General features: G+C 69.8%; 12 protein-coding genes and 2 pseudogenes. 7 read left to right on the top strand and 7 right to left on the bottom strand.

Annotated elements, in window-relative coordinates; genetic code table 11:
• Positions 1-118: 118 nt before the first annotated feature.
• Positions 119-3790, bottom strand: a complete 3672-nt coding sequence (locus tag C1703_RS34245) for a LamG domain-containing protein (RefSeq protein WP_114257733.1) — start codon at positions 3788-3790, stop codon at positions 119-121.
• A gap of 376 nt (positions 3791-4166) precedes the next feature.
• Here C1703_RS34245 and C1703_RS34240 point away from each other — a divergent pair.
• Positions 4167-5124 (top strand): annotated as a pseudogene (locus tag C1703_RS34240) (IS481 family transposase).
• Positions 5125-5161: 37 nt separating this feature from the next.
• Positions 5162-6040: pseudogene (locus tag C1703_RS34235) on the top strand (IS5 family transposase).
• On the opposite strand, the gene C1703_RS34230 reads toward C1703_RS34235, so the two are convergent.
• Positions 6037-6696 carry a 4'-phosphopantetheinyl transferase superfamily protein gene (locus C1703_RS34230; RefSeq protein ID WP_114256472.1) on the bottom strand — a complete coding sequence of 220 codons (660 nt, stop codon included), beginning with the start codon at positions 6694-6696 and terminating at the stop codon, positions 6037-6039. The pseudogene C1703_RS34235 and the gene C1703_RS34230 sit on opposite strands and share 4 nt — an antisense overlap.
• Positions 6693-7553, bottom strand: a complete 861-nt coding sequence (locus tag C1703_RS34225; RefSeq protein WP_114256471.1) for a metallophosphoesterase — start codon at positions 7551-7553, stop codon at positions 6693-6695. Before C1703_RS34225 ends, C1703_RS34230 begins: the two co-directional genes overlap by 4 nt.
• Before the next feature lie 255 nt (positions 7554-7808).
• On the opposite strand from C1703_RS34225, the gene C1703_RS34220 reads away from it, so the two are divergent.
• Complete coding sequence (locus C1703_RS34220) at positions 7809-8939, top strand: ATP-grasp domain-containing protein (protein ID WP_114256470.1); 1131 nt, start codon at positions 7809-7811, stop codon at positions 8937-8939.
• A gap of 203 nt (positions 8940-9142) precedes the next feature.
• Here C1703_RS34220 and C1703_RS34215 read toward each other — a convergent pair whose 3' ends face one another.
• The 4 genes from C1703_RS34215 to C1703_RS34200 are packed head-to-tail and all read right to left on the bottom strand — an operon-like array spanning position 9143 to position 15572.
• Positions 9143-10393 carry an alpha-L-fucosidase gene (locus tag C1703_RS34215; protein ID WP_114256469.1) on the bottom strand — a complete coding sequence of 417 codons (1251 nt, stop codon included), beginning with the start codon at positions 10391-10393 and terminating at the stop codon, positions 9143-9145.
• A 6-nt stretch (positions 10394-10399) separates the two neighbouring features.
• Positions 10400-13441 (bottom strand): glycoside hydrolase family 38 C-terminal domain-containing protein, encoded by a 3042-nt coding sequence (locus tag C1703_RS34210; RefSeq protein ID WP_114256468.1) that lies wholly within the window; start codon positions 13439-13441, stop codon positions 10400-10402.
• A gap of 32 nt (positions 13442-13473) precedes the next feature.
• The gene (locus C1703_RS34205; protein ID WP_114256467.1) at positions 13474-14811 is read right to left on the bottom strand and encodes a 6-phospho-beta-glucosidase; all 1338 of its coding nucleotides are present in this window, start codon (positions 14809-14811) and stop codon (positions 13474-13476) included.
• The gene (locus tag C1703_RS34200; protein WP_114257732.1) at positions 14808-15572 is read right to left on the bottom strand and encodes a DeoR/GlpR family DNA-binding transcription regulator; all 765 of its coding nucleotides are present in this window, start codon (positions 15570-15572) and stop codon (positions 14808-14810) included. The genes C1703_RS34205 and C1703_RS34200 overlap by 4 nt, the downstream gene beginning before the upstream one ends.
• A gap of 149 nt (positions 15573-15721) precedes the next feature.
• Between C1703_RS34200 and C1703_RS34195 the strand changes: the two genes are divergently transcribed.
• The 4 genes from C1703_RS34195 (at position 15722) to C1703_RS34180 (ending at position 19951) form a co-directional block, all read left to right on the top strand.
• The gene (locus C1703_RS34195; RefSeq protein WP_114256466.1) at positions 15722-16774 is read left to right on the top strand and encodes a carbohydrate kinase family protein; all 1053 of its coding nucleotides are present in this window, start codon (positions 15722-15724) and stop codon (positions 16772-16774) included.
• 46 nt (positions 16775-16820) lie between these two features.
• Positions 16821-18098, top strand: coding sequence for an extracellular solute-binding protein (locus tag C1703_RS34190; protein ID WP_114256465.1), 1278 nt, complete (start codon positions 16821-16823; stop codon positions 18096-18098).
• Positions 18099-18221: 123 nt separating this feature from the next.
• A complete protein-coding gene (locus C1703_RS34185) occupies positions 18222-19106 on the top strand; it encodes a sugar ABC transporter permease (RefSeq protein WP_114257731.1) in 885 nt (294 codons plus the stop codon).
• Positions 19103-19951, top strand: coding sequence for a carbohydrate ABC transporter permease (locus C1703_RS34180; RefSeq protein WP_114256464.1), 849 nt, complete (start codon positions 19103-19105; stop codon positions 19949-19951). The genes C1703_RS34185 and C1703_RS34180 overlap by 4 nt, the downstream gene beginning before the upstream one ends.
• The last annotated feature ends 102 nt before the right edge of the window (positions 19952-20053 follow it).

The following is a 20053-nucleotide window of genomic DNA, read 5'->3' as shown; positions in this document are numbered from 1 at the left end:
CGCGGGCCGTTGAGACAGCGGAAAGAGGAGGGAAGGGCCCGGGCTGCCGGTGCTGGGTGGCCGACCTCGCTCGCGCGGCTGGCTATCCGGCACCGGCGTATCCGGCTCGGGGCAGGTCTCAGGTGGGGTCGGGCGTGTCCAGCACCTGGGAGCGGACCTGGTCAGCGGTCATGGCTCCGGTCCAGAGCCTGAGGTCCTGCAGGCCGCCGGGTAGATAGTTGCCGGTCTTCCCTGAGGCGGTCCCGCGGCCGAGGCTCAGCTCACCACTGCCCTGCTGCGGGGTGGTGAAGCCAGCTGCTTGTTCCGAGGGCTGGTCGAATTCGCCGACATAGAGATGGAGTTGGCCATAGCGGGCTTCGGTGGTGCCGTCGGTCGGATCGGTCCACTCCCAGGTCTCCTGGGCGTCGAAGGCGCCTGTGATCTGGACCCAGGTGTCGGTGGCGGCCACGTCTGCTGCGGGCACCTGTGCGCTCTGGGTGACCTTGCCGTCCGGTCCCACTGCGGTGCGGGTGAACTTCCACTGGTAGATGCCGTCGCCGGGCTTCGTGACCCACAGAGCCCATGAGGACTCTGAGTTCAGGCGCTGGGCGGCCACCTGCGCCTGGTAGCCGACCGGCTTGGCGTTGAGGGCCGCTGAATCGAGGCGGACGCTCGCCGATACGGTGAACGAGCCGGTCTCGTCGACCACCGGGCCGGCGGCGGTGGCGTACCCGGCTGCGCCATTCAGGAACAGTGCGTTGTCTTCCTCGTTCAGCGTGGCGCCGGAGGAGGACAGGGTCATGGCCGAAAGCGGGTAGGCCGTCGTCTCGGCGACCTGGGTGCCCTTGGCTGTGGTGGCGTCCCAGTGCGCGACCAGTTCGTTGGCCGGCACTCCGTCCTGCAGAACCCTGGCTTCGTTCGCGACTTCAGCCGGCTGCAGGGCTCGCTGCCACACTGCGGCTTCGTCGAGCAGGCCGAAGTGGTGGTCGACGTACTTGCCGCCGGCCTTGGAGCGGCCGAACTGCAGTCCCTCGCCCGCCGTCCACGGGGTGTACGTGGGGGCGGCCTTGGACAGGCCGACCGGCTGGCCCTGGGGCTGGCCGTTGATAAACAGCTGGATGGTGTCGTTGGCCGGGTCCGTGTCCGGGAGGTTGTCATCGCCTTCGGTCTTGAAGACGCCCGTCACGTGCGTCCACACGTTGAGCGGCGGGTTCTCCCGGTTGGATATTGAGCGGACGTACACCGGGTTCGCTGTGTCCTTGTCGGCGCGGTTGAAGACCCACTTCTTGTACGCGGCGGAGTAGTAAAGCGTGAACGAGCTGCCGTTGGCTCCCGGCGCGGACAGCACTGCCCGGTTAGCGGAGGCGTTGGACAGCTGCACCCAGGCGGAGACGGTGAAGGAGTCTCGGGTGTTGACCGCAGGGGCGGAGGTTGCCGCGTAACCGGTCTGCTGAGCCGGGTCGCTGGTGTCGTCGTTCAGACGCAGCGCGTAGTCCGCCTCGCCGCGACGGGCCCTGGTCGACCAGCCGGTCCCTTCCTCACCGACCAGTTTCGCGTCGTGCCGGGTGCCGACGGTGGCGGTGTCCTTGGCGGTCATAGTGCCCGAGCCAGGGACGCCGTCGAGATGCCAGCGGCCCACTGCTTCTTGGGCGGTGGCTACCTTGAAGGTGAACTCCTGGTAGGCGCCCCACCGGTTGTAGACGTCCTTGGCGCGTACCGATAGCACCTGAGTGCCCGACAGCGGCGGGGTCACGTTTGGGACAGTGACTTTGAGAGTGCCAGCGACGGGTTTGGCCGGGGTGGACAGCAGCTTCCACTCATAGCCGGTGACGTCGGTCTTGCCGCTGGTGTTGATGTCGGCGGTGTTCGGCTGGAAGGTGAAGGATCCCGGCACGCCCGGCCCTCCCTTCCCTTCACAGTTGTTCGCTGCACATGCGGTGTACGGGGATCCGGCAGTGATGCGGGGCGGCTTCGGCGCCGTCGAGTCGATCTTGAAGTAGCACCAGGAGCTGTAGCCGGAGAACAGGTCGCCGGACTTCCCGCTGTAGGACCAGTGGGATTGGGTGCGGGCCTTGTAGCGGTACAGGCCGCCCTCCGCGCGGTCACTCATCCGGAGTTTTTCCAGCGTGCCGTCCGGGTGCCAGCCGGTATCCGGCGCGTGGCCGGTCCACACTCGGTGCCAGGCCGCATCGTCGCCGCGTTCCACGACGTACTCGGCCTGCAGGGAGCCTTCCTGGTCGCCCTTGTTGGACTCGACCCGCGTCTGGACGCGTGCCTGCACGATCGGATCCTTGCGGGTGACGATCAGCGGGTCGCTCGAGGACTTCTTGCAGTAGGCGGTGGTGCCATCACCGGGGATGAGGCCGACGTCCGTGGGCGTGCCCGGCTTGTAAGCGAAGATGACCTGCAGCTCAGCGCTGTCGTCGAAGCGCTTCCAGGCGCGCGGCTCGCCTTCGTCCTTGGCGCGCAACATCAGTGTCAGGCGGCTGATCTTGCCGTCCGCGAAGGAGCGGACGGTGTTCTTCAGGTTCTCGTCCGCCTCGTCGGGGTTGTCGTTGAACTCGATCCAGGCGTCAGGCTGGTCAGGCGTGCACAGACCGCCGCGCCCGGCGGACACGTACCGGTCGCCCATCTGGTCCAGTTGCTTGGGGCCCGGCCACCGGGTGCCCTCGGAAATGTTGTCGGTGCGCTCCAGATCCACCCAGTAAGGGGTGCAGTTGTACGACCACGTCTCACGGGCCCGGAAGGTGGCGTCCAGCACGTGTTTGCCGGAGAGTTTCGTGGGCGCGAACTCGAAGTACATGCGGTCGATGTAGCCGCTACCGCACGAGTAGCCGTCAGCCGTTCCGCACTTGCCGACGCCCTTGTCGCCGTCGAACATCCAATACTTGTCGCCGTCGGAGGAGATCTTCGTGCGCTCCTGGGCGCCCAGGCCGACCGAAGGGTCGATGAACACCGGGTAGACGGTGTCCTTGCCGCGCAGCAGGCCGAGGTCGGGGTGCACGGCGACGGTGTTGTTGTCCACCTTGACGGGCAGGACCGCGCTGGCGTCTCCGTTACCGGGCTGCGAAGGGTCGTCTTCCTTGGGCTCGTTCGCAGCGCTCTGTACGCCGGCCGCCAAGAGCTGGGGCTGCGGGCCAGACTCGGTGTCATCACCAGCCGAGTCCCACATCTGCCCAGCCGGCCCTCGGAAGAGGGCGTTGCCGTCCTCGTCGACCGCCCGCAGCCCGCCACCGGCGCCCGGTACCACGGTCAGACCGTCTCCGGATGCGGTGAGCTTGACCTGCTCGAGCTCGGGATTGGCGGCAGCTTCAGGCGTCTTCACGACGAGTACCTCGCGGTACCCCTCCGCGGTCGCGGTCAGCTGCAGATCCACCCCGTCCAACACGTTGGCGTAGGTGGCTGTTGCGTCCTTAAGGGTCGGCTCCGGCAACGCATCAGCCCAACCAAGGGTGATCGACCGGCCGTCCTTGCCCATCCGCAGCATGTCAGAGCCGGAACCACCACCAGAGAACGACAGATCCACCACAGCGCCCTTGGGGGCGATCCGGCCGTCAGGCCGGCGCTCCAGAACGGGATCGACCTGCCCCCAACTGCCGTCCTCTTGGTGGACGCGCTGTGGGGTCGAGGACTGGGTGAGCAGGAACGTTCCGTCCGGGTTGGCGTGTGTCGTGGAGTACTCCGTACGATCCGCCGTCACTTCCACAGGCTCACCGGAGGACTTCGCCTGCTCCAGCGCGGTCGTCGTATCCACGACATTCGCCGTCGCCGCAGCGGCTGTTGACTGCGCCGCAGCCGTCGCCGGCAGCATCGGCAGTGCCGACAGCACCAACGAGGCGGCCACACCCCCCAGCAACACCCCGCGCGTTCTTCGCGCACGCAGAACGAACACAGACCCCACCCCCCGCATCACGGAGCCCACCCTCCGTCACAAATTTCACACAGAAAGCACAGAGTTAATGCAGAGTCACTGAGCGAGTCAATCGACTGTGACCCGCGTCACGCACGCTTGTCCGAATACGGCTTGAGCTGTCCAAATACACGCACCTGACCACCCGTCAAGCACGAGGATTCTCCAGCGACTAGCTGTATTGATCACGAGCGTTGTTAACGCTGGCTGGGCTTGATCATGGCGAAGGCCCCCGTGTGTGGTGGAGGTGTCGAATCTTCACCGCACGGAGGCCTTCGTGTTCCACCGTAACGCCCGGCTGACCGTTCACGGCAGGCGGCTGCTGGTCGAACGTGTCCGCACCGGTCGCCCTGTCGCCCATGTTGCCGCCGAGATGGGCATCTCCCGCGTCACCGCGCACAAGTGGATGCGCCGCTGGGGGGGCTGAAGGCGAGCAAGGGCTGCACGATCGGTCCAGCCGTCCGCGCACGACACCGCACCGCACGGCAGGGGCGATCGAGGCCCGCGTGTGCCGTCTTCGGCAGGACCGCAAGCTCGGCCCGGCCCGCATCGGTCCGATCCTGGGCCTGCCCGCCTCGACCGTCCACCGCATCCTGGTCCGCCACGGCCTGAACCGACTGGCCTTCCTGGACCGGCCCACCGGCCAGATCATCCGCCGCTACGAACGCGCCCGCCCCGGCGAGCTGGTCCACGTCGACGTCAAGAAACTCGGCCGCATCCCTGACGGCGGCGGCCACAAAGTCCTCGGCCGACAAGCCGGCCGCGCCACCCGCAACAGCATGGGCTTCGACTACATCCACTCCGCCGTCGACGACCACTCCCGCCTCGCCTACAGCGAGATCCACCACGACGAGAAGGCCGCCACCTGCGCAGACTTCCTCCGCCGGGCCGCCGCCTTCTTCGCCGGGCACGGCATCGACCGCATCGAACGGGTCCTGACCGACAACGCCTGGCCCTACCGCAAAAGCTTCGCCTGGCAGCACGCGCTCGCCGACCTCGGCGCGGCCGGCAGGCTCACCCGCGCCTACCGGCCCCAGACCAACGGCAAGGTCGAACGCTTCAACCGCACCCTGCTCGACGAATGGGCCTACCTACGCCCCTACACCAGCAACACCGAACGCACCGCCGCACTGGACAACTTCCTGCACACCTACAACCACCACCGCTGCCACACCGCAATCGACGGCCAGCCACCCATCACCCGCGTGAACAACCCTGCGGGTCAATACACCTAGCGCGTGTCTCTTTGATGGGTTGGTCAGTTGATCGGATGTGTCTGTCCGATTAGTGATCACCGATGCGTTGTGGGACCGGATCGAGCCGCTGATGCCGACCGATCCAGTTCGCGGACGGCGGTGGGCCGACCACCGCACGCACGCTCGAGGCCATCGCGTGGAAGTACCGCACCAACTCGCCCTGGCGGGACCTTCCCGACGAGCTCGGCTCGTTCCAGACCGCTCACAAGCGGCTGATCAGATGGGCCGTGGACGGCACCTGAAAGATGATCCTCACCGCCGTCCTGGCGGCGGCGGACGCCGACGACGACATCGACTGGACCGTGTCAGTGGACTCCACGGTCGTCCGGGCCCACCAGCACGCTGCCGGAGCACTCAAAAAGGGGCGGCCCACTGCGGCGAGCCCGCCGATCACGGGCTCGGCCGCTCCCAAGGCGGGCTGAGCACCAAGGTCCACCTGGCCGCAGACGGCCGTGCACGGCCCCTCGCCTTCACCGTCACCGCGGGCCAGGCAGGTGACGCACCCGCCTTCGAGACGGTGATGTCCCGCATTCGCGTGCCCCGAACTGGTCCGGGCAGGCCCCGGATTCGGCCGCTGGCCGTTCTGGCCGACCGCGCGTATTCCTCACGTGCCATCCGCGCCTATCTGCGGCGCCGGGGTATCCGTGCGGTCATCCCGCAGCCGTCCGACCAGGTCGGCCACCGCCTGCGGCGCGGCCGGCTCGGTGGCCGTCCGCCCGGCTTCGACAGCGAGGTCGACAAGCAGCGGAACAGCGTCGAGCGGTGCATCAACCGCCTTAAGCAGTGGCGCGGCCTGGCTACACGAACCGACAAGCTCGCGATTGCCTACCAGGCCGCACTCCACCTCGCGGGCATCCTCATCTGGACCGACGCTGACCAAAGAGACAGAACCTAGCCGTGCGGTACGGCGACCGCCGTCGCGACCAGGCCGCGGGCGGCACTCCAGCGGCCGTCGAAGTGGCCGAGGCGGCGGTCGCCCACCAGCGGCCCGGGGACGAGGAGTTCGGCGCGGAAGCGGCCGTCCGGGGTGATCTCGATGTCGGCCTCCATGAAGTCCAGCCACTTCCCGGTGAGGGGGAACCACGCCTTGTAGACGGACTCCTTGGCGCTGAACAGCAACCGGTCCCAGTGGACTGCGGGGTGTTCGGCGGCGAGCCGCCGCAGCCGCTCCGCCTCCCCCGGCAGGGACACGGACGGCAGGACCCCTTCGGGCAGCGGTCCGTGGACCTCCGCGTCGATGCCGACGGAGGCCAGGTCGGCGGCGCGGACCAGGGCGGCGGCGCCGTAGCCGTCGCAGTGGGTCATGCTGCCGGCCAGCCCGGCCGGCCAGCCCGGGGCGCCGCGCTCACCGGGCAGGATCGGCTGCGGCGGCACGCCGAGCTTCTCCATGGCGCGGCGGGCGCAGGAGCGGACGACGGCGAACTCCCGGCGGCGCTTGGCGACCGCCCGCGCCATGAGCGCCTCCTCCTCGGGGTACAGCGGGGTGTCGGCACTCTCGTGGCCGTACGCCTCGACGGTGACCACGGTCTCCGGCAGCAGTTCCTCGATCACCGCTCCTCGCCCTCCCTCGGCAGGATGCGCCGCAGCCGCCCCGGCGGCCCGGGCCGCTTGCGCCACTCACGGGGATAGCCCACCGAGACCTCCTCGAAGCGCACGCCCTCGTGGAAGGTGGTCCGGGGGATGTGCAGATGGCCGTAGACCATGGTGTGGACCGGGAATCTGCGGTGCCAGTCGGCGGTCAGGCCGGTGCCGCACCACATGGCGAACTCGGGGTGCCACAGGACGTCCATCGGGTGCCGGTCGAGCGGATAGTGGTTGACGGGGATCACCGGCAGGTCCCCGGGCAGTTCGGCGAGCCTGCGCTCGGTCGCGGCGACCCGGGCGCGGCACCAGGCCTCCCGGCTCGGGTACGGGTCGGGGTGCAGCAGGTACTCGTCGCTGCACACGATCCCGGTGCCGTGGGCGTATTCGAGGCCCTGTTCCTTGGTGGTGCACCCGGCGGGCAGGAACGAGTAGTCGTACAGCAGGAACAGCGGGGCGACGGCGACGGGGCCGCCGGGGCCCTCCCAGACGGGGTAGGGGTCCTCCGGTGTCGTCACGCCGAGGTCCCGGCACAGCTCGACCAGGTACTCGTATCGGGCGACGCCGCGCAGGGTGACGGTGTCGCTCGGATGGGTCCACAGCTCGTGGTTGCCGGGCACCCAGACGACCTTGCGGAAACGCGCCGCGAGGGTCTTCAGGGCCCAGCGGATGTCGGCCACGGTCTCCGCGACGTCACCGGCGACGAGCAGCCAGTCCTCGTCCGTCCCGGGCCGCATCTCCTCGACCAGGGCGCGGTTCTCCGGGTAGCCGATGTGCAGATCGCTGATGGCCAGCAGTTGTCCGGCACCACCGGCCGTCGACGCCACCTCTCGCCCCCTTCGCGCACACGAACTCCACTACGAGATCACATCCGCCGGGCGGGAACAAGGGCGTCCCCCGGTGGCCGGGTGCGGAATCCGTAACCCGCGTGTTGCACGTGAGGCCCCGCCGAAGCCGTATGATCTGCCCCAACACCACCGCTGAGAACTTCCCTTCCACAGGGGCGGTTTGGTGTCCCTCCATACGTCATGCCCGGGCACGGGCTGCTCAGCCCTGCCCGCGAACCGTGAAAGGCGGCCTGCATGGTCTCTCGCGTACGCGTCTGGCTCAACCGCACGTACGCGGAGAACGTGTTCTTCATGGATCAGCTGCGGAGAAATCCCAGCGACCGGGCCGTCGAGATCCACGCGACCCACGGTGACCCCGACTCGCCCGTGCTGGCCGCCGCCGACACCGCCGAGCTGGAACCCGAGAACCTCTCCCCCGCCGGGTACGTCGAGTACGCGCTGGACCAGTGCGCGCGGCGCGGCATCGACGTGTTCGTGCCCCGGCTGCACCAGTCGGCGATCGTCGCTCACCGCGCCGAGTTCGAGGCGGCCGGCACGGCGGTGCTGGCGCCGCCGCCCGAAGCGGTGGCCGTCTTCCAGGACAAGGTGATCGCCTACGAGGCGGTCCAGGCGATCGGCGTTCCGGTGCCGCCGTGGTGGCGGGTCCGATCGGGTGACGAACTGGTGGCCGCCGTCGAGGAGTTGGAGGCCGGCGGGTACAAGGCGTGCTTCAAGCCGGCGTCCGGGGCGGGCGGGGTGGGATTCCGCGTGATCACCCGCACGCCGTTCTCGCTGATGCACCTGGGCGGTTTCCCCAGCCCGTACGTGCAGCTCGACCTGGTCGTGGAGGCGCTGCGGCGGGCCGAGGAGCCGGTCGACTGGCTGGTGATGCCGCGCCTGGAGCAGCCCGAGGTGTCGGTGGACTGCCTGACCGGCCCGGACAGCCGGGTCCGGCTGGCGGTGGGCCGCACCAAGAACGGCCGCCGCCGGGGCTTCACGCTGAACGAGCAGTGGCTGGACCCGGCGCGGCGGATCGCGGAGGGCTTCGGGCTGCACTACCTGTCCAACATCCAGTTCCGGATGTTCGGCGAGCAGCCGGTCCTGATGGACGTCAACACCCGCCCGGCCGGCGGGCTGCACCAGCTGTCGCTGTGCGGTGTCAACGCGCCCTGGGCGGCGGTGCAGCTGGCGCTCGGCGAGGACCCGGGCGAGATGGTCCCGCCGTTCCTGGGCCAGGACTACACGGTCGTGTCGGGACCGCGTCCGCTGCGGCCGGTGTCGCTGCCCCAGCAGCGGCCGGAGGCGGCGGAGCCGCTGCCGGCGGTGCCGGTCGACTCCGTCGAGGCGCCCGTACAGGCCACCACGGTCGAGGCCCTGCGGCTCTAGGACGTGACGTGACGGGGCGGCGCGCCCGCGGCGTTCACGCCTGCCTCGTCGCTTCCCTGCCCGCGCGCAGTACGGCGGCTCCTGGCCGTGCGATCTCGCCGTTCGTGGCTCCGACGGCCGCGGCGCACCGCGCGCCGGCCCGGGCGCGGCCGAAGGACGTCTCGTGGTGCGGCGGGGAGACCTACCCGTTTCTCACGCTTTCGTCAGAAGCGGCCGGCGCCGCGGTACAGCTCCAGTTCCCCGTCCAGTTCGACGGCCAGCACCGTGGCGTGCGGGTCGAGGTCCGCCGCCGCGGGGGGTTGGATCCAGAGGATGCCCGGGGTCTCGTGCAGGCCGCCGGTGACGTGGTGGGGCAGTTCCGTGCCGCTGCCCAGGACCGTGACGCGGCGGACCTCGCTGAGCAGGCCGCGGACGTTGATCTGGGCGCGCGGGGCGTCGAAGAGGATCAGGTAGAGGGTGCGGCGGTCCCGGGAGAGGGTGCTCGGGCCGTAGTGGTGTCCCGGCGGGAGTCCCCGTCCGGTGCCGTACACGGCCTGCGCGTGCCGGGCGATCCAGGCGCCGAGGCCTTCCAGCCGTTCCCGCTGCTCGTCCGTGATCGTGCCGTCCTCGCGCGGGCCGACGCTGAGGAGCAGGTTGCCTCCGCCGCCGATGGTCTCGGTGAAGTAGCGGATCAGCTGGTCGACCGACTTGTGGTGGTGGTCGTGGTGCTGGTGGCCCCAGGAGTCGTTGATCGTGAGGCACAGCTCCCAGGGGCCCTCGGGCGGGACGACGGGGGCGCCTTGTTCCGGCGTCGCGTAGTCGCCCTCGCTCAGCATGCGGGCGTTGAGGACGACGTCCGGTACCTCGGAGCGGATGAGAGCGGCGAGTTCCCGGATGCGCCACTGCTCCTCGCTGCGGTCCCACTCGCCGTCGAACCACATCAGGTCCGGCTTGTAGCGCTGGGTCAGCTCGCGGATCTGGCCGTCGCGGTAGGCCAGGAAGCGTTCCCAGGCCTCGAGGTCCTCGTGCTCGGCCGCGACCTCCGAGTAGCGGTTGTCCTCCAGCTCCGGCGGGCGGCCGGGCTTGCGCGTGGAGGCGTAGTCGGGGTGGCTCCAGTCCGAGTGCGAGTAGTACAGGCCGACCTTGAGGCCCTGCTCGCGCAGGGCGTCCGCGTACCCGGCGATCAGGTCCCGGCCCACGTTCAGGTCGCCGTACGCGCTGTCCCACAGGGCGACGCCGTCGTGGTGGCGGCTGGTCAGCACGGCGTACTTCGCTCCGGCCCGCGCGAAGAGCTTCGCCCAGTCGCGCGGGTCGTAGCGGGCGGCCGTGAACCGGTCCAGCTGGGACATGTACCGGTCGTAGGGGACGATGTCGTCGTAGAACGACCAGGACTCCTGGACGCCGTCGACGGCGTAGACGCCCCAGTGGACGAAGATGCCGAGTTTGGCGTCCGTGAACCACGGTTGCACGGCCATGGAGGGTCAGCCCCTTCGCAGGCGGAGCGTCAGGATCTGGAAGGGCCGCAGCGTGACGGGGACAGCTCCGTCGGCGATCTCCGCGTCCTCCAGCGGGCGCTCCAGCAGGTCGGTGATCTGGGCGCCGGCGAGCGGGAAGCCGGTGCGCAGGACGCCGGTGGCGCGGCCGCCGCGGGACTCGTAGAGCCGTACGACAACGTCGCCGGAGGTGTCGTCGGCGAGCTTGACCGCCTCCACGGTCACGCCCTCGCCCTCGACGGAGACGACCGGTGCGGGGGCGCCTGCCGCGTCGGCCACGCGGAGCGGGAGGTTGAGGGCGTAGCCCTCGGCGACGGCGTCCTCGATGGTCGCGCCGGGCAGCAGCGCGTAGGTGAAGCGGTGGCGGCCCTGGTCGGCCTCGGGGTCCGGGATGCGCGGGGCGCGGACCAGGCTGAGGCGGACGGTGGTGGTGGTGCCGCCGTCCTCGCGGACCGTGCGGGAGACGTCGTGGCCGTAGGTGGAGTCGTTGATGACCGCGACGCCGTAGCCGGGTTCGCCGAGGTGCACCCAGCGGTGGCCGGAGACCTCGAAGCGGGCCGCCTCCCAGCTGGTGTTGGTGTGGGTGGGGCGCTGGATGTGGCCGAACTGGATCTCGGCGGAGGAGTGCGGGGCGCGGATGTCGACCGGGAAGGCCGCCTTGAGGATCTTCTCGGTCTCGTGCCAGTCGATGTCCGTCTCGATGTCGATCCGGGGGCTGCCGGCGCGGACGGTGATCGTCTGGGTGATCTTCGAGCCCTTGCCGAAGTCCCGCTCGACGCGGATCGCGCCGAGGAGCGGGTCCTGCTCGACGACTGTGACGGACGAGGCGTCGAGGAGGTCGGTGTAGCGGTTCTTGTAGTGCTTGTCGATGTCCCAGGCGTCCCAGTAGTTGGGCAGGTCGGTGTGCAGACGGAGCAGGTTGCCCGGCTCGGCGAGGACCTCTCGGCCGGCGCGCAGGTCGAACACCGAGGCCAGCGTGCCGTCCTCGGCGACCTCGACCCGGACCAGTCCGTTGTCGAGGGTCCGGCCGTTCACCGTCACCGGCTGCGGGGGCTCGGCGTCGGTGAGGGGCGCGGAGCCGCTCGCGGGCACCTCCACGTACACCGGTGCGCCGTCGGCGGTCCGGATCACTTCGGCGCGGTCGCAGGGGCTGGTGTTGAAGACGCGGGGTCCGCCGGTGCCGAGCGCGGCCACCGCCTCGGCGGTCAGCTCGTTCAGCTCGCGGGCGACGCGGGCGTACTCGGCCTCGGCCTCGCGGTGCACCCAGGCGATGGAGGAACCGGGCAGGATGTCGTGGAACTGGTGCAGCAGCACCGTCTTCCAGAGCCGGTCCAGCTTCTCGTAGGGGTAGGAGTAGCCCGGCGCGTGCAGCGCGGCCGTGGTCGCCCACAGCTCGGCCTCGCGCAGGAGGTGCTCGGAGCGGCGGTTGCCCTGCTTGGTGCGGGCCTGGGAGGTGTAGGTGGCGCGGTGCAGCTCCAGGTAGAGCTCACCGACCCACACGGGCGCGTCGGGGTACTCCTCGCGGGCCTTGGCGAAGAACTCGTCGGGGTGTTCGACGACGACCTTCGGGGAGCCCTCCAGGTCCGCGAGCCGGCGGGCGCGTTCCATGATCTCGCGGGTGGGGCCGCCACCGCCGTCGCCCCAGCCGAAGGGCGCCAGGGAGCGGGAGGCGCCGCCCTTCTCCTGGTAGTTGCGGACCGCGCGGGACATCTCCTCGCCGCTGAAACGGGCGTTGTAGGTGTCGACCGGCGGGAAGTGCGTGAAGATGCGGGTGCCGTCGATGCCCTCCCACCAGAAGGTGTGGTGGGGGAACTTGTTGGTCTGGTTCCAGGAGATCTTCTGGGTGAGGAACCACTCGTTGCCGGCGAGCTTGGCGATCTGCGGGTAGGCCGCGTTGTAGCCGAAGGAGTCCGGCAGCCACACGCCCTTGGTCTCGATGCCGAAGTGGTCCATGAAGAACCGCTTGCCGTGGACGAACTGGCGGGCGACGGCCTCGCCGCCGGGCAGGTTGCCGTCGGACTCGACCCACATGCCGCCGACCGGCGCCCACTGGCCGTTCTTGACCGACTCCTGGATGCGGGCCCAGACCTTCGGGTAGTTGTCGCGGACCCATTCGTACTGCTGGGCCTGGGAGCAGGCGAAGATGAAGTCGTCGTACTCGTCGGCGAGGGACGTGACGTTGGAGAACGTGCGGGACGTCTTGCGCTTGGTCTCGCGGATCGGCCACAGCCAGGCCGAGTCGATGTGGGCGTGGCCGACGCCGGAGATCGTGTGCGCGCTGGCGTGCGCGGGCTTGGACAGCGCCGGCTTCAGCGCCTCGCGCACGGCGGCGGCCGAGCCGGAGACGTCGTCCAGGTCGAGCAGGTCCATGGCCCGGTCGAGGGCGTGCGCGATCTCGTGCCGGCGCGGGTCGTGCTCGCCGAGTTCCAGCATCAGCTCGCGCAGCACCTGCACGTCGAGGTCGAGGTGCCAGACCTCCTCGTCGAGGACGGCGATGTCCGCGCTGCGGAAGGTGTAGAGGGGCTTGTCGCCCGCGGTCAGCTTGTCGCCGAGGGGCGTGACCTTGGAGAAGTTGTCCGCGAGGATGTCCGGGTTGGAGGCGGCCTCGACCAGGTAGTCGACCGTCTCGCCGCCGGTCGCCGGGTTGGCGATCGGGACGTACTGGTTGAGCGGGTTCACCGCCTTGAGCGGGGTGCCGTCCGTGAGGTGGACGAGGGCCTCGGCCTGGTTGCCGGGCCAGTCGCCGACGAAGCCGAGGTCGATGACGGCCTCGACGCGCTTGCCGGCCCACTCCGCGGGCACCTGTCCGCGCATGCGGAACCAGGTGGTGCCCCAGGGCGGGCCCCAGGGGGTGCCCATCGCGAACGGCTCGTAGGAGGCGGCGGCCGCCTCCTCGAAGGGAACCGGCTCCCCGGGAGCCTGCCACGCCTCCACCTCGAAGGGGACGGTGGCCGCGTAGACCGCGGTCTTGATGCGCTGGTCGTGGAGGCGCTGCACGCGCTCTTCGATCCGGCGGCTTTCGTCATGCATGGGACAGGTCTCCTGAGGACTTCCTGGGGGCTCTACTTGAGGTAGGCGAGGCCGGGGTGGACGGCGGTGTACCCGTCGACGAGGCGCCGGGCCACGTTGACGGAGTCGACGAGCGGGTGCAGGGCAAAGGCTTTCACAGCACTCGCACGGGAGCCGGAGTCGGCTGCGGCCAGCACCTCGCGCTCGACCGCCTTGACCGCGCAGACCAGGCCGGTGGCGTGGTCGGGCAGCGGATCGACGGTGACGGGGTGGGCGCCGTTGGCGTCGACGAGGCAGGGGACCTCGATGACGGCGTCCGTGTCCAGCACCGACAGCGTGTGCTGGTTGCGGACGTTGAGGATCAGGGTGGTGCGCTCGTCGCGGGCGATGGCCCGCATCAGGGCGAGGGCGACCTTCTCGTAGCCGCCGGACAGGTCGTCCTCGTCGCGTTCGCCGGCGCCCGCGGTCTCCCGGTTCTCGGCCATGTAGGTGGCCTCGCGCTCGGCGCGGGTGTCGTCCCAGACCTTCCACGCGGGGGCTTCGGGGTTGCGCATCTCGGCGTAGAAGCGGGCCTGCTGCTCGTGCAGGAAGGCACCGCGGGTCTTCTCGGCCTGCTGGTAGGCGCGGACGGCCTCGCGGTTGAAGTAGTAGTAGTGCAGGTATTCGTTCGGGATCGCCCCGAGGGAGCGCAGCCAGTCGGTGCCGAAGAGCTTGCCCTCCTCGAAGGAGCCGAGCAGGTCGGGGTCGGCGAGCAGGCGCGGGAGCTCGTCCCGGCCGGCGACGCGCAGGCCGCGCACCCAGCCGAGGTGGTTGAGGCCGACGTAGTCGATCCACGCCTCCTTGGGGTTCGCGCCGAGCACGCGGGCGATGCGGCGGCCGAGGCCGACCGGGGAGTCGCAGATGCCGATGACGCGGTCGCCGAGGTGGCGGGACATGGCCTCGGTGACCAGCCCGGCCGGGTTGGTGAAGTTGATGACCCACGCCTCGGGCGCGAGCCGGGCCACCCGCCGGGCGATGTCGACGGCGACCGGGACCGTGCGCAGGCCGTAGGCGATGCCGCCGGCGCCGACCGTCTCCTGGCCGAGGACGCCCTCCGCCAGGGCCACCCGCTCGTCGTTCGCCCGGCCCTCCAGACCGCCGACGCGGATCGCGGAGAACACGAAGTCGGCGCCGCGCAGCGCCTCGTCGAGGTCGGTGGTGGCGGTCACCTCGGGCGCGTCGGGAACACCGGCCGCCTGCTCGGTGAGGACCCGCGTCACCGCCGAGAGCCGGCCGGCGTCCAGATCGTGCAGGACGACGTGGGTCACCCGGCCCTCGGCGTGGTCCGCCAGGAGCGCCCCGTACACCAGTGGCACGCGGAATCCTCCGCCGCCCAGAATCGTCAGCCTCACGCTTGCACCTTTCCCGCCACGACGACCTCGACGCCCGCCTCCTGCAAGGAGGCCCGCGTCGCCGTGTCGACCGGCTCGTTCGTCACCACCACGTCCAGGTCCTCGGGACCGCAGACCTTCGCCATGCCGTGCCCCGGGAACTTCGCCGCGTCGGCGAGCAGCACGACCTTCTCACCGGCCCTGATCATGGCGCGCTTGACCGGCACCTCCACGACCGTGGTGTCCATGACCTGCCCGCCGGGCCGCACGCCGCTGGTGCCGAGGAAGAGCCAGTCGGCGTGCAGCTGGCGCAGGTTGTCCTCGGTGAGGAAACCGACCAGGGAGCGGTACTCGCGGCGGACCATGCCGCCGAGCAGGACCAGCTCGATGCCCTCGTCGTCGGCGAGCTCCTCGTAGACCACCAGGTTGCTGGTGATCACCGTGAGGCGGCGGCCGTGCAGCTGCCGGGCCAGCCGGAAGGCGGTCGTACCGATGTCCAGCAGCACCGACTGACCATCCGTGATCATCTCGGCGGCGCGCGCGGCTATCGCGTCCTTCTCGGCCACGCGCACCTCGGCGACCTCGGCGAAGGGCTGGTCGCCCTCCTCGACCACGGCCCCGCCGTGGACCCGCGTCAGCAGGCCGTCCTCCTCGAGTTTCACCAGGTCACGCCTGATGGTGGCCGGACTCACACCCAGCTGCTCGGAGAGGTCGGTCACAGCTGCGGGGCCGCCGGAGCGCAGGGCCCGCAGGATGAGTTGGTGTCGTCGTTCTGCCAGCACGCGGTGCACACTACTCGTCATCTTCAATCAATGCCATGCTCATTTCTGCTCGGGTATTGACCAATCTCTCCGATCGGCGCACGATTCCGCTCACCGAAATGAAGAGTTTTGACGATCTCCGTCGAGGCCCCGAGCGAGAGGACGCATCCGTGGACGACGACCGGCCCGATGTGCTGCTGACCGGGCTGCTCTTCTACGACCTCGTCCTCACGGGGCTCGCAAAGCCGCCCACGCCGGGCGAGGAGATCTGGACCAGGGGCATGGGCTGCGGCCCGGGCGGCATCGCGAACCTCGCGGTGGCCGCCTCCCGCTTCGGCCTGCAGACCTCCCTCGCCACGGTGTTCGGCGACGACTTCTACGGCGAGCACTGCCGCGACGTCCTGTGCGACCAGGAAGGCGTCGACCTCTCGCTCTCCCGCACGGCGGACGACTGGCCGACCCCGGTCACCGTCTCCGTCGCCTACGGCCAGGACCGGGCCCTGCTCACCCACGGGCAGGAGCCGCCGTACTCGCAGGACGTGCTGATGGGCGACCCGCCCGAGGCGCGGACCGCCCTGGTGCACCTGGAGGCCGAGCCCCGCGAGTGGCTCGCCAAGTCCGCCGCGAACGGCACCCTGATCTACGCCGACGTCGGCTGGGACCCCACCCAGGAGTGGTCGACGGCCCTCCTGGAGCAGCTGGCCCTGTGCCACGCCTTCCTCCCGAACGAGGCCGAGGCGATGGCCTACACCCGCACCGACAGCGCGGTGGCCGCGCTCGGCACCCTCTCCGAGCTGGTGCCCGTCGCCGTGGTGACGCGGGGCGGGGACGGCGCCGTCGCCGTCGACCAGATCACCGGCGAGTACGCGGAGGTCCCGGCCCTGGACACCGACGTCCTGGACGCGACGGGCGCCGGGGACGTCTTCGGCGCGAGTTTCGTCGCGGCCTCGCTCGGCGGCTGGCCGCTGGCGGAGCGGCTGCGGTTCGCCGTGCTCGCCGCCGGGCTGTCCGTCCGGCACCACGGCGGGGCCCTCGCGGCCCCCGGCTGGTACGGCGTCGACCGCTGGTGGCGCTCGCTGACGGACCCCGGCCTCCGGCAGGCGTACGGCTTCCTGGCCGACCGCATCCCGGCCAACGTCGGCCCTCCGGTGCGCCACGCGCCGGTCACCCCGCCGGCCCCCCTCATGCCCGTAGGTCCGGGCGCCTCCGAACGGCGGCACTGACCCCCGATTCCCTCAGCACGTCGAACAGCAACAACAGGAGTGACCCGTGGACCTTTCCCGTAGAGGCTTCCTCCAGGCCGCCGCGCTCACGGCGGCAGCCTCCGGCCTGACCGTCGCATGCGGCAGCGGATCGGGCTCGGCCGGCAGCAAGAACGGCAAGAACCTCACCATGTGGTACTGGGGCGGCGCGCTCAGCGACAAGGTGGTCGCCGAGGCGAAGACGCACTTCAGCAAGGACGTGAAGCTGACCGTCGCCTCCATCGGCGGCGACTTCAAGTCGAAGCTCACCACCACCCTCGCGGCCGGCACCTCCGTGCCCGACATCACCGGCATCAAGGGCGAGGACATGGCGGCCTTCCTGCCCAACGCGAACCGCTTCCTCGACCTGAACGACCTGGGCTTCAAGGAGGTCTCGTCCCAGTACCTGGACTGGAAGACCAAGCTCGCCCGGACCGAGGACGGCAAGCAGATCGGCTTCCCGATCGACATCGGCCCCACCGCGCTCTTCTACCGCGCGGACCTGTTCGACAAGGCCGGGCTGCCCACCGACCCCGACAAGGTCGCCGCCCGGGCCGGGACCTGGGAGGAGTACTTCGCGCTCGGCACCGAGCTGAGGAAGAAGCTGCCCGGCACCTACCTGGTCAACAACATCAGCTCGGTGTTCAACATGGCGGTCGGGCAGGGCACCGAGCGGTTCATCGACCGGGACAACCGCTTCATCGGCGACCAGGACCACATCCGCGCCGCGTGGAACACGGCGATCCGCCCCTACACCCTCGGCCTCGACGCGAAGATCAACGACAACAGCTGGAACGCCGCCATCGGCAAGAGCCTGACCACCGAACTCGGTGCGGCCTGGCACGCGCTGGACATCGAGCAGGCGGCCCCGACCACCAAGGGCAAGTGGCGGGTCTGCGCGATGCCCGGCGGACCGGCCAACCAGGGCGGCTCCTACCTGGCCCTGCCCAAGCAGTGCCGGAACCCCGAAGAGGCATTCAAGATCATCAGCTGGATCCTCAGCCCGGAGAACGACGCCCGCGGCTTCGCCGACGCCGCGATCTTCCCCGCCGCGCCGGCCGCGTACTCCATGCCGGCCATGACGGGCGGCGACCCCTTCTTCGGCGGTCAGAAGGTCATCGAGGTCTTCGGCCCGGCCGCCAAGGCCATCCCGGCCGCCTACGAGGCACCCGCCGACGCCGCCGTCATGGCCCCCTTCATGACCGGGCTGACCAGCATCGAGGCCAAGGGCGTGAAGCCCGACGACGCCTGGAAGGACGCGGTCGCCCAGGCCAGGCAGATCGCCCGGCGACAGGGGGTGAAGTAGGTGTCGTCCCCTCCGGTCACCGGCCCCGCCGCGGTGCCACGGCACCTGGGCGGGCCGGGCCCGGCCCGCTTCCGCCCGCGGCGCACACCACCCGCGGGCGCCGTGCGGCCGACGCGTCGCCGGGTGCTGTCCTACTGGCGGCAGTACCTGGCGATCTCGCCCTTCTTCCTGATCTTCCTCACCTTCTCGTTCTTCCCGGTCTTCTACTCGCTGTACCTGGCCTTCCAGCGCTGGGACGGCATGGGCACCATGCAGTTCGTGGGGCTGGACCAGTTCCGGTTCCTGTGGGACGACCCGGTCTTCTGGATGTCGATCCGCAACACCCTGGTGATCTGGGTGCTGTCCACCGTTCCCACGCTGTTCGGCGCCCTGGTGCTGGCGACGCTGCTGCATTCGGTGCGCCGCTTCAAGGGCTTCTACCGCATCGCCCTCTACGTCCCGAACGTCACCTCGATCGTCGCCGTGTCGATCTTCTTCGGCGCGGTGTTCAGCAACAACTTCGGCCTGGTCAACGCGATCCTGGGCATGGTCGGCATCTCGCCGGTCCCGTGGCTGAGCAACCCGTGGCTGATCAAACTGGTCATCGCGCTGCTGATGACCTGGATGTGGACCGGCTACAACATGATCATCTACCTGGCCGGTCTCCAGGCCATCCCGACCCAGATCTACGAGGCGGCCAAGCTGGACGGCGCCGGGCCGGTCCGGACGTTCTTCCAGATCACCATGCCGATCATGCGGCCCATCATCCTGTTCACGGTCGTCATCTCGACCATCAACGGCCTGCAGAGCTTCAGCGAACCCCAGGTCCTGTTCGGCAGCAACGCCGCCAACCCCAACCTCGGCGGCCCCGGACAGGCGGGCCTGACCACGCTGCTGTACTTCTACCAGTCCGCTTTCGTCAACAACGACTACGGCTACGGCGCGGCCATCGTGTGGGCCTTCTTCGTCCTGATCCTGGTCATGGTCGTCATCAACTGGCGCGTAGTGCAGCGCGGGAGGAAGTCATGACCGCGGCGGTCACCAGGCGGTCCCGGCGCCCCAAGGGCCTGACCGCGCACATCGTCCTCGCCCTGGCCGTCCTGATCTCGGTCTTCCCGTTCGTGTGGACGATCGTCATGGCGACGAACACCACCGAGGACATCTACAAGAGCCCGCCGAAGCTGACCTTCGGATCCCACCTCCTGGAGAACGTCCGGCACGTGCTCGACACCATCGACTTCTTCGGGTCGATGCTGAACACGATCGTCGTCGCGTCGGTCACCACCGTCCTGGTGCTGTTCGTCGACTCGCTGGCGGCCTTCGCCTTCGCCAAGTTCGACTTCCCCGGGCGCCGGGTGCTGTTCGCGACGCTGCTGGGCTTCATGATGCTGCCGCTCCAGCTGGCCGTCCTGCCGCAGTTCATCCTCATGTCCGACATCGGCTGGGTCGGCACCCTCAAGGCACTCGTCCCGCCCGCCCTCGCCAACGCCTTCGGCATCTTCTGGCTGCGCCAGTACATCGAGAACGGCGTGCCGGACGAACTGCTCGACGCCGCGCGCATCGACGGCGCCGGGTTCTTCCGCCAGTACTGGAACATCGTGCTGCCGATGATCAAGCCGGCGCTGTCCTTCCTGGCCATCTACGCCTTCGTCGGCGCCTGGAACGACTACATCTGGCCGCTGGTCGTGCTCACCGACCCCAGCCACCTCACCCTCCAGGTGGCGCTCGCCCAGCTCCACGTCGGCCACACCACCGACTACAGCATGGTCATGGCCGGCGTCCTCATGGCGTCCGTCCCCCTGGTCGTGGTCTTCACGATCTTCGCCCGGGGCTTCATCGCGGGCGCGACGGAGGGAGCGGTGCAAGGAAGCTGAGGGGACGCGCCCCGAAAGGGGCGCGGGGAACTGCGCGATCAACCACAGCGGACGCGCACCCGAGAACCGACAGTCGGTCCCGAGCTCTTGGACGAGAGGGGT

Origin of the sequence: Streptomyces sp. Go-475, from assembly GCF_003330845.1 — a bacterium.
Classification (GTDB): domain Bacteria; phylum Actinomycetota; class Actinomycetes; order Streptomycetales; family Streptomycetaceae; genus Streptomyces.
Note: the sequence above shows the minus strand (reverse complement) of the source record. Positions and strands in the feature narration are given on the sequence as shown.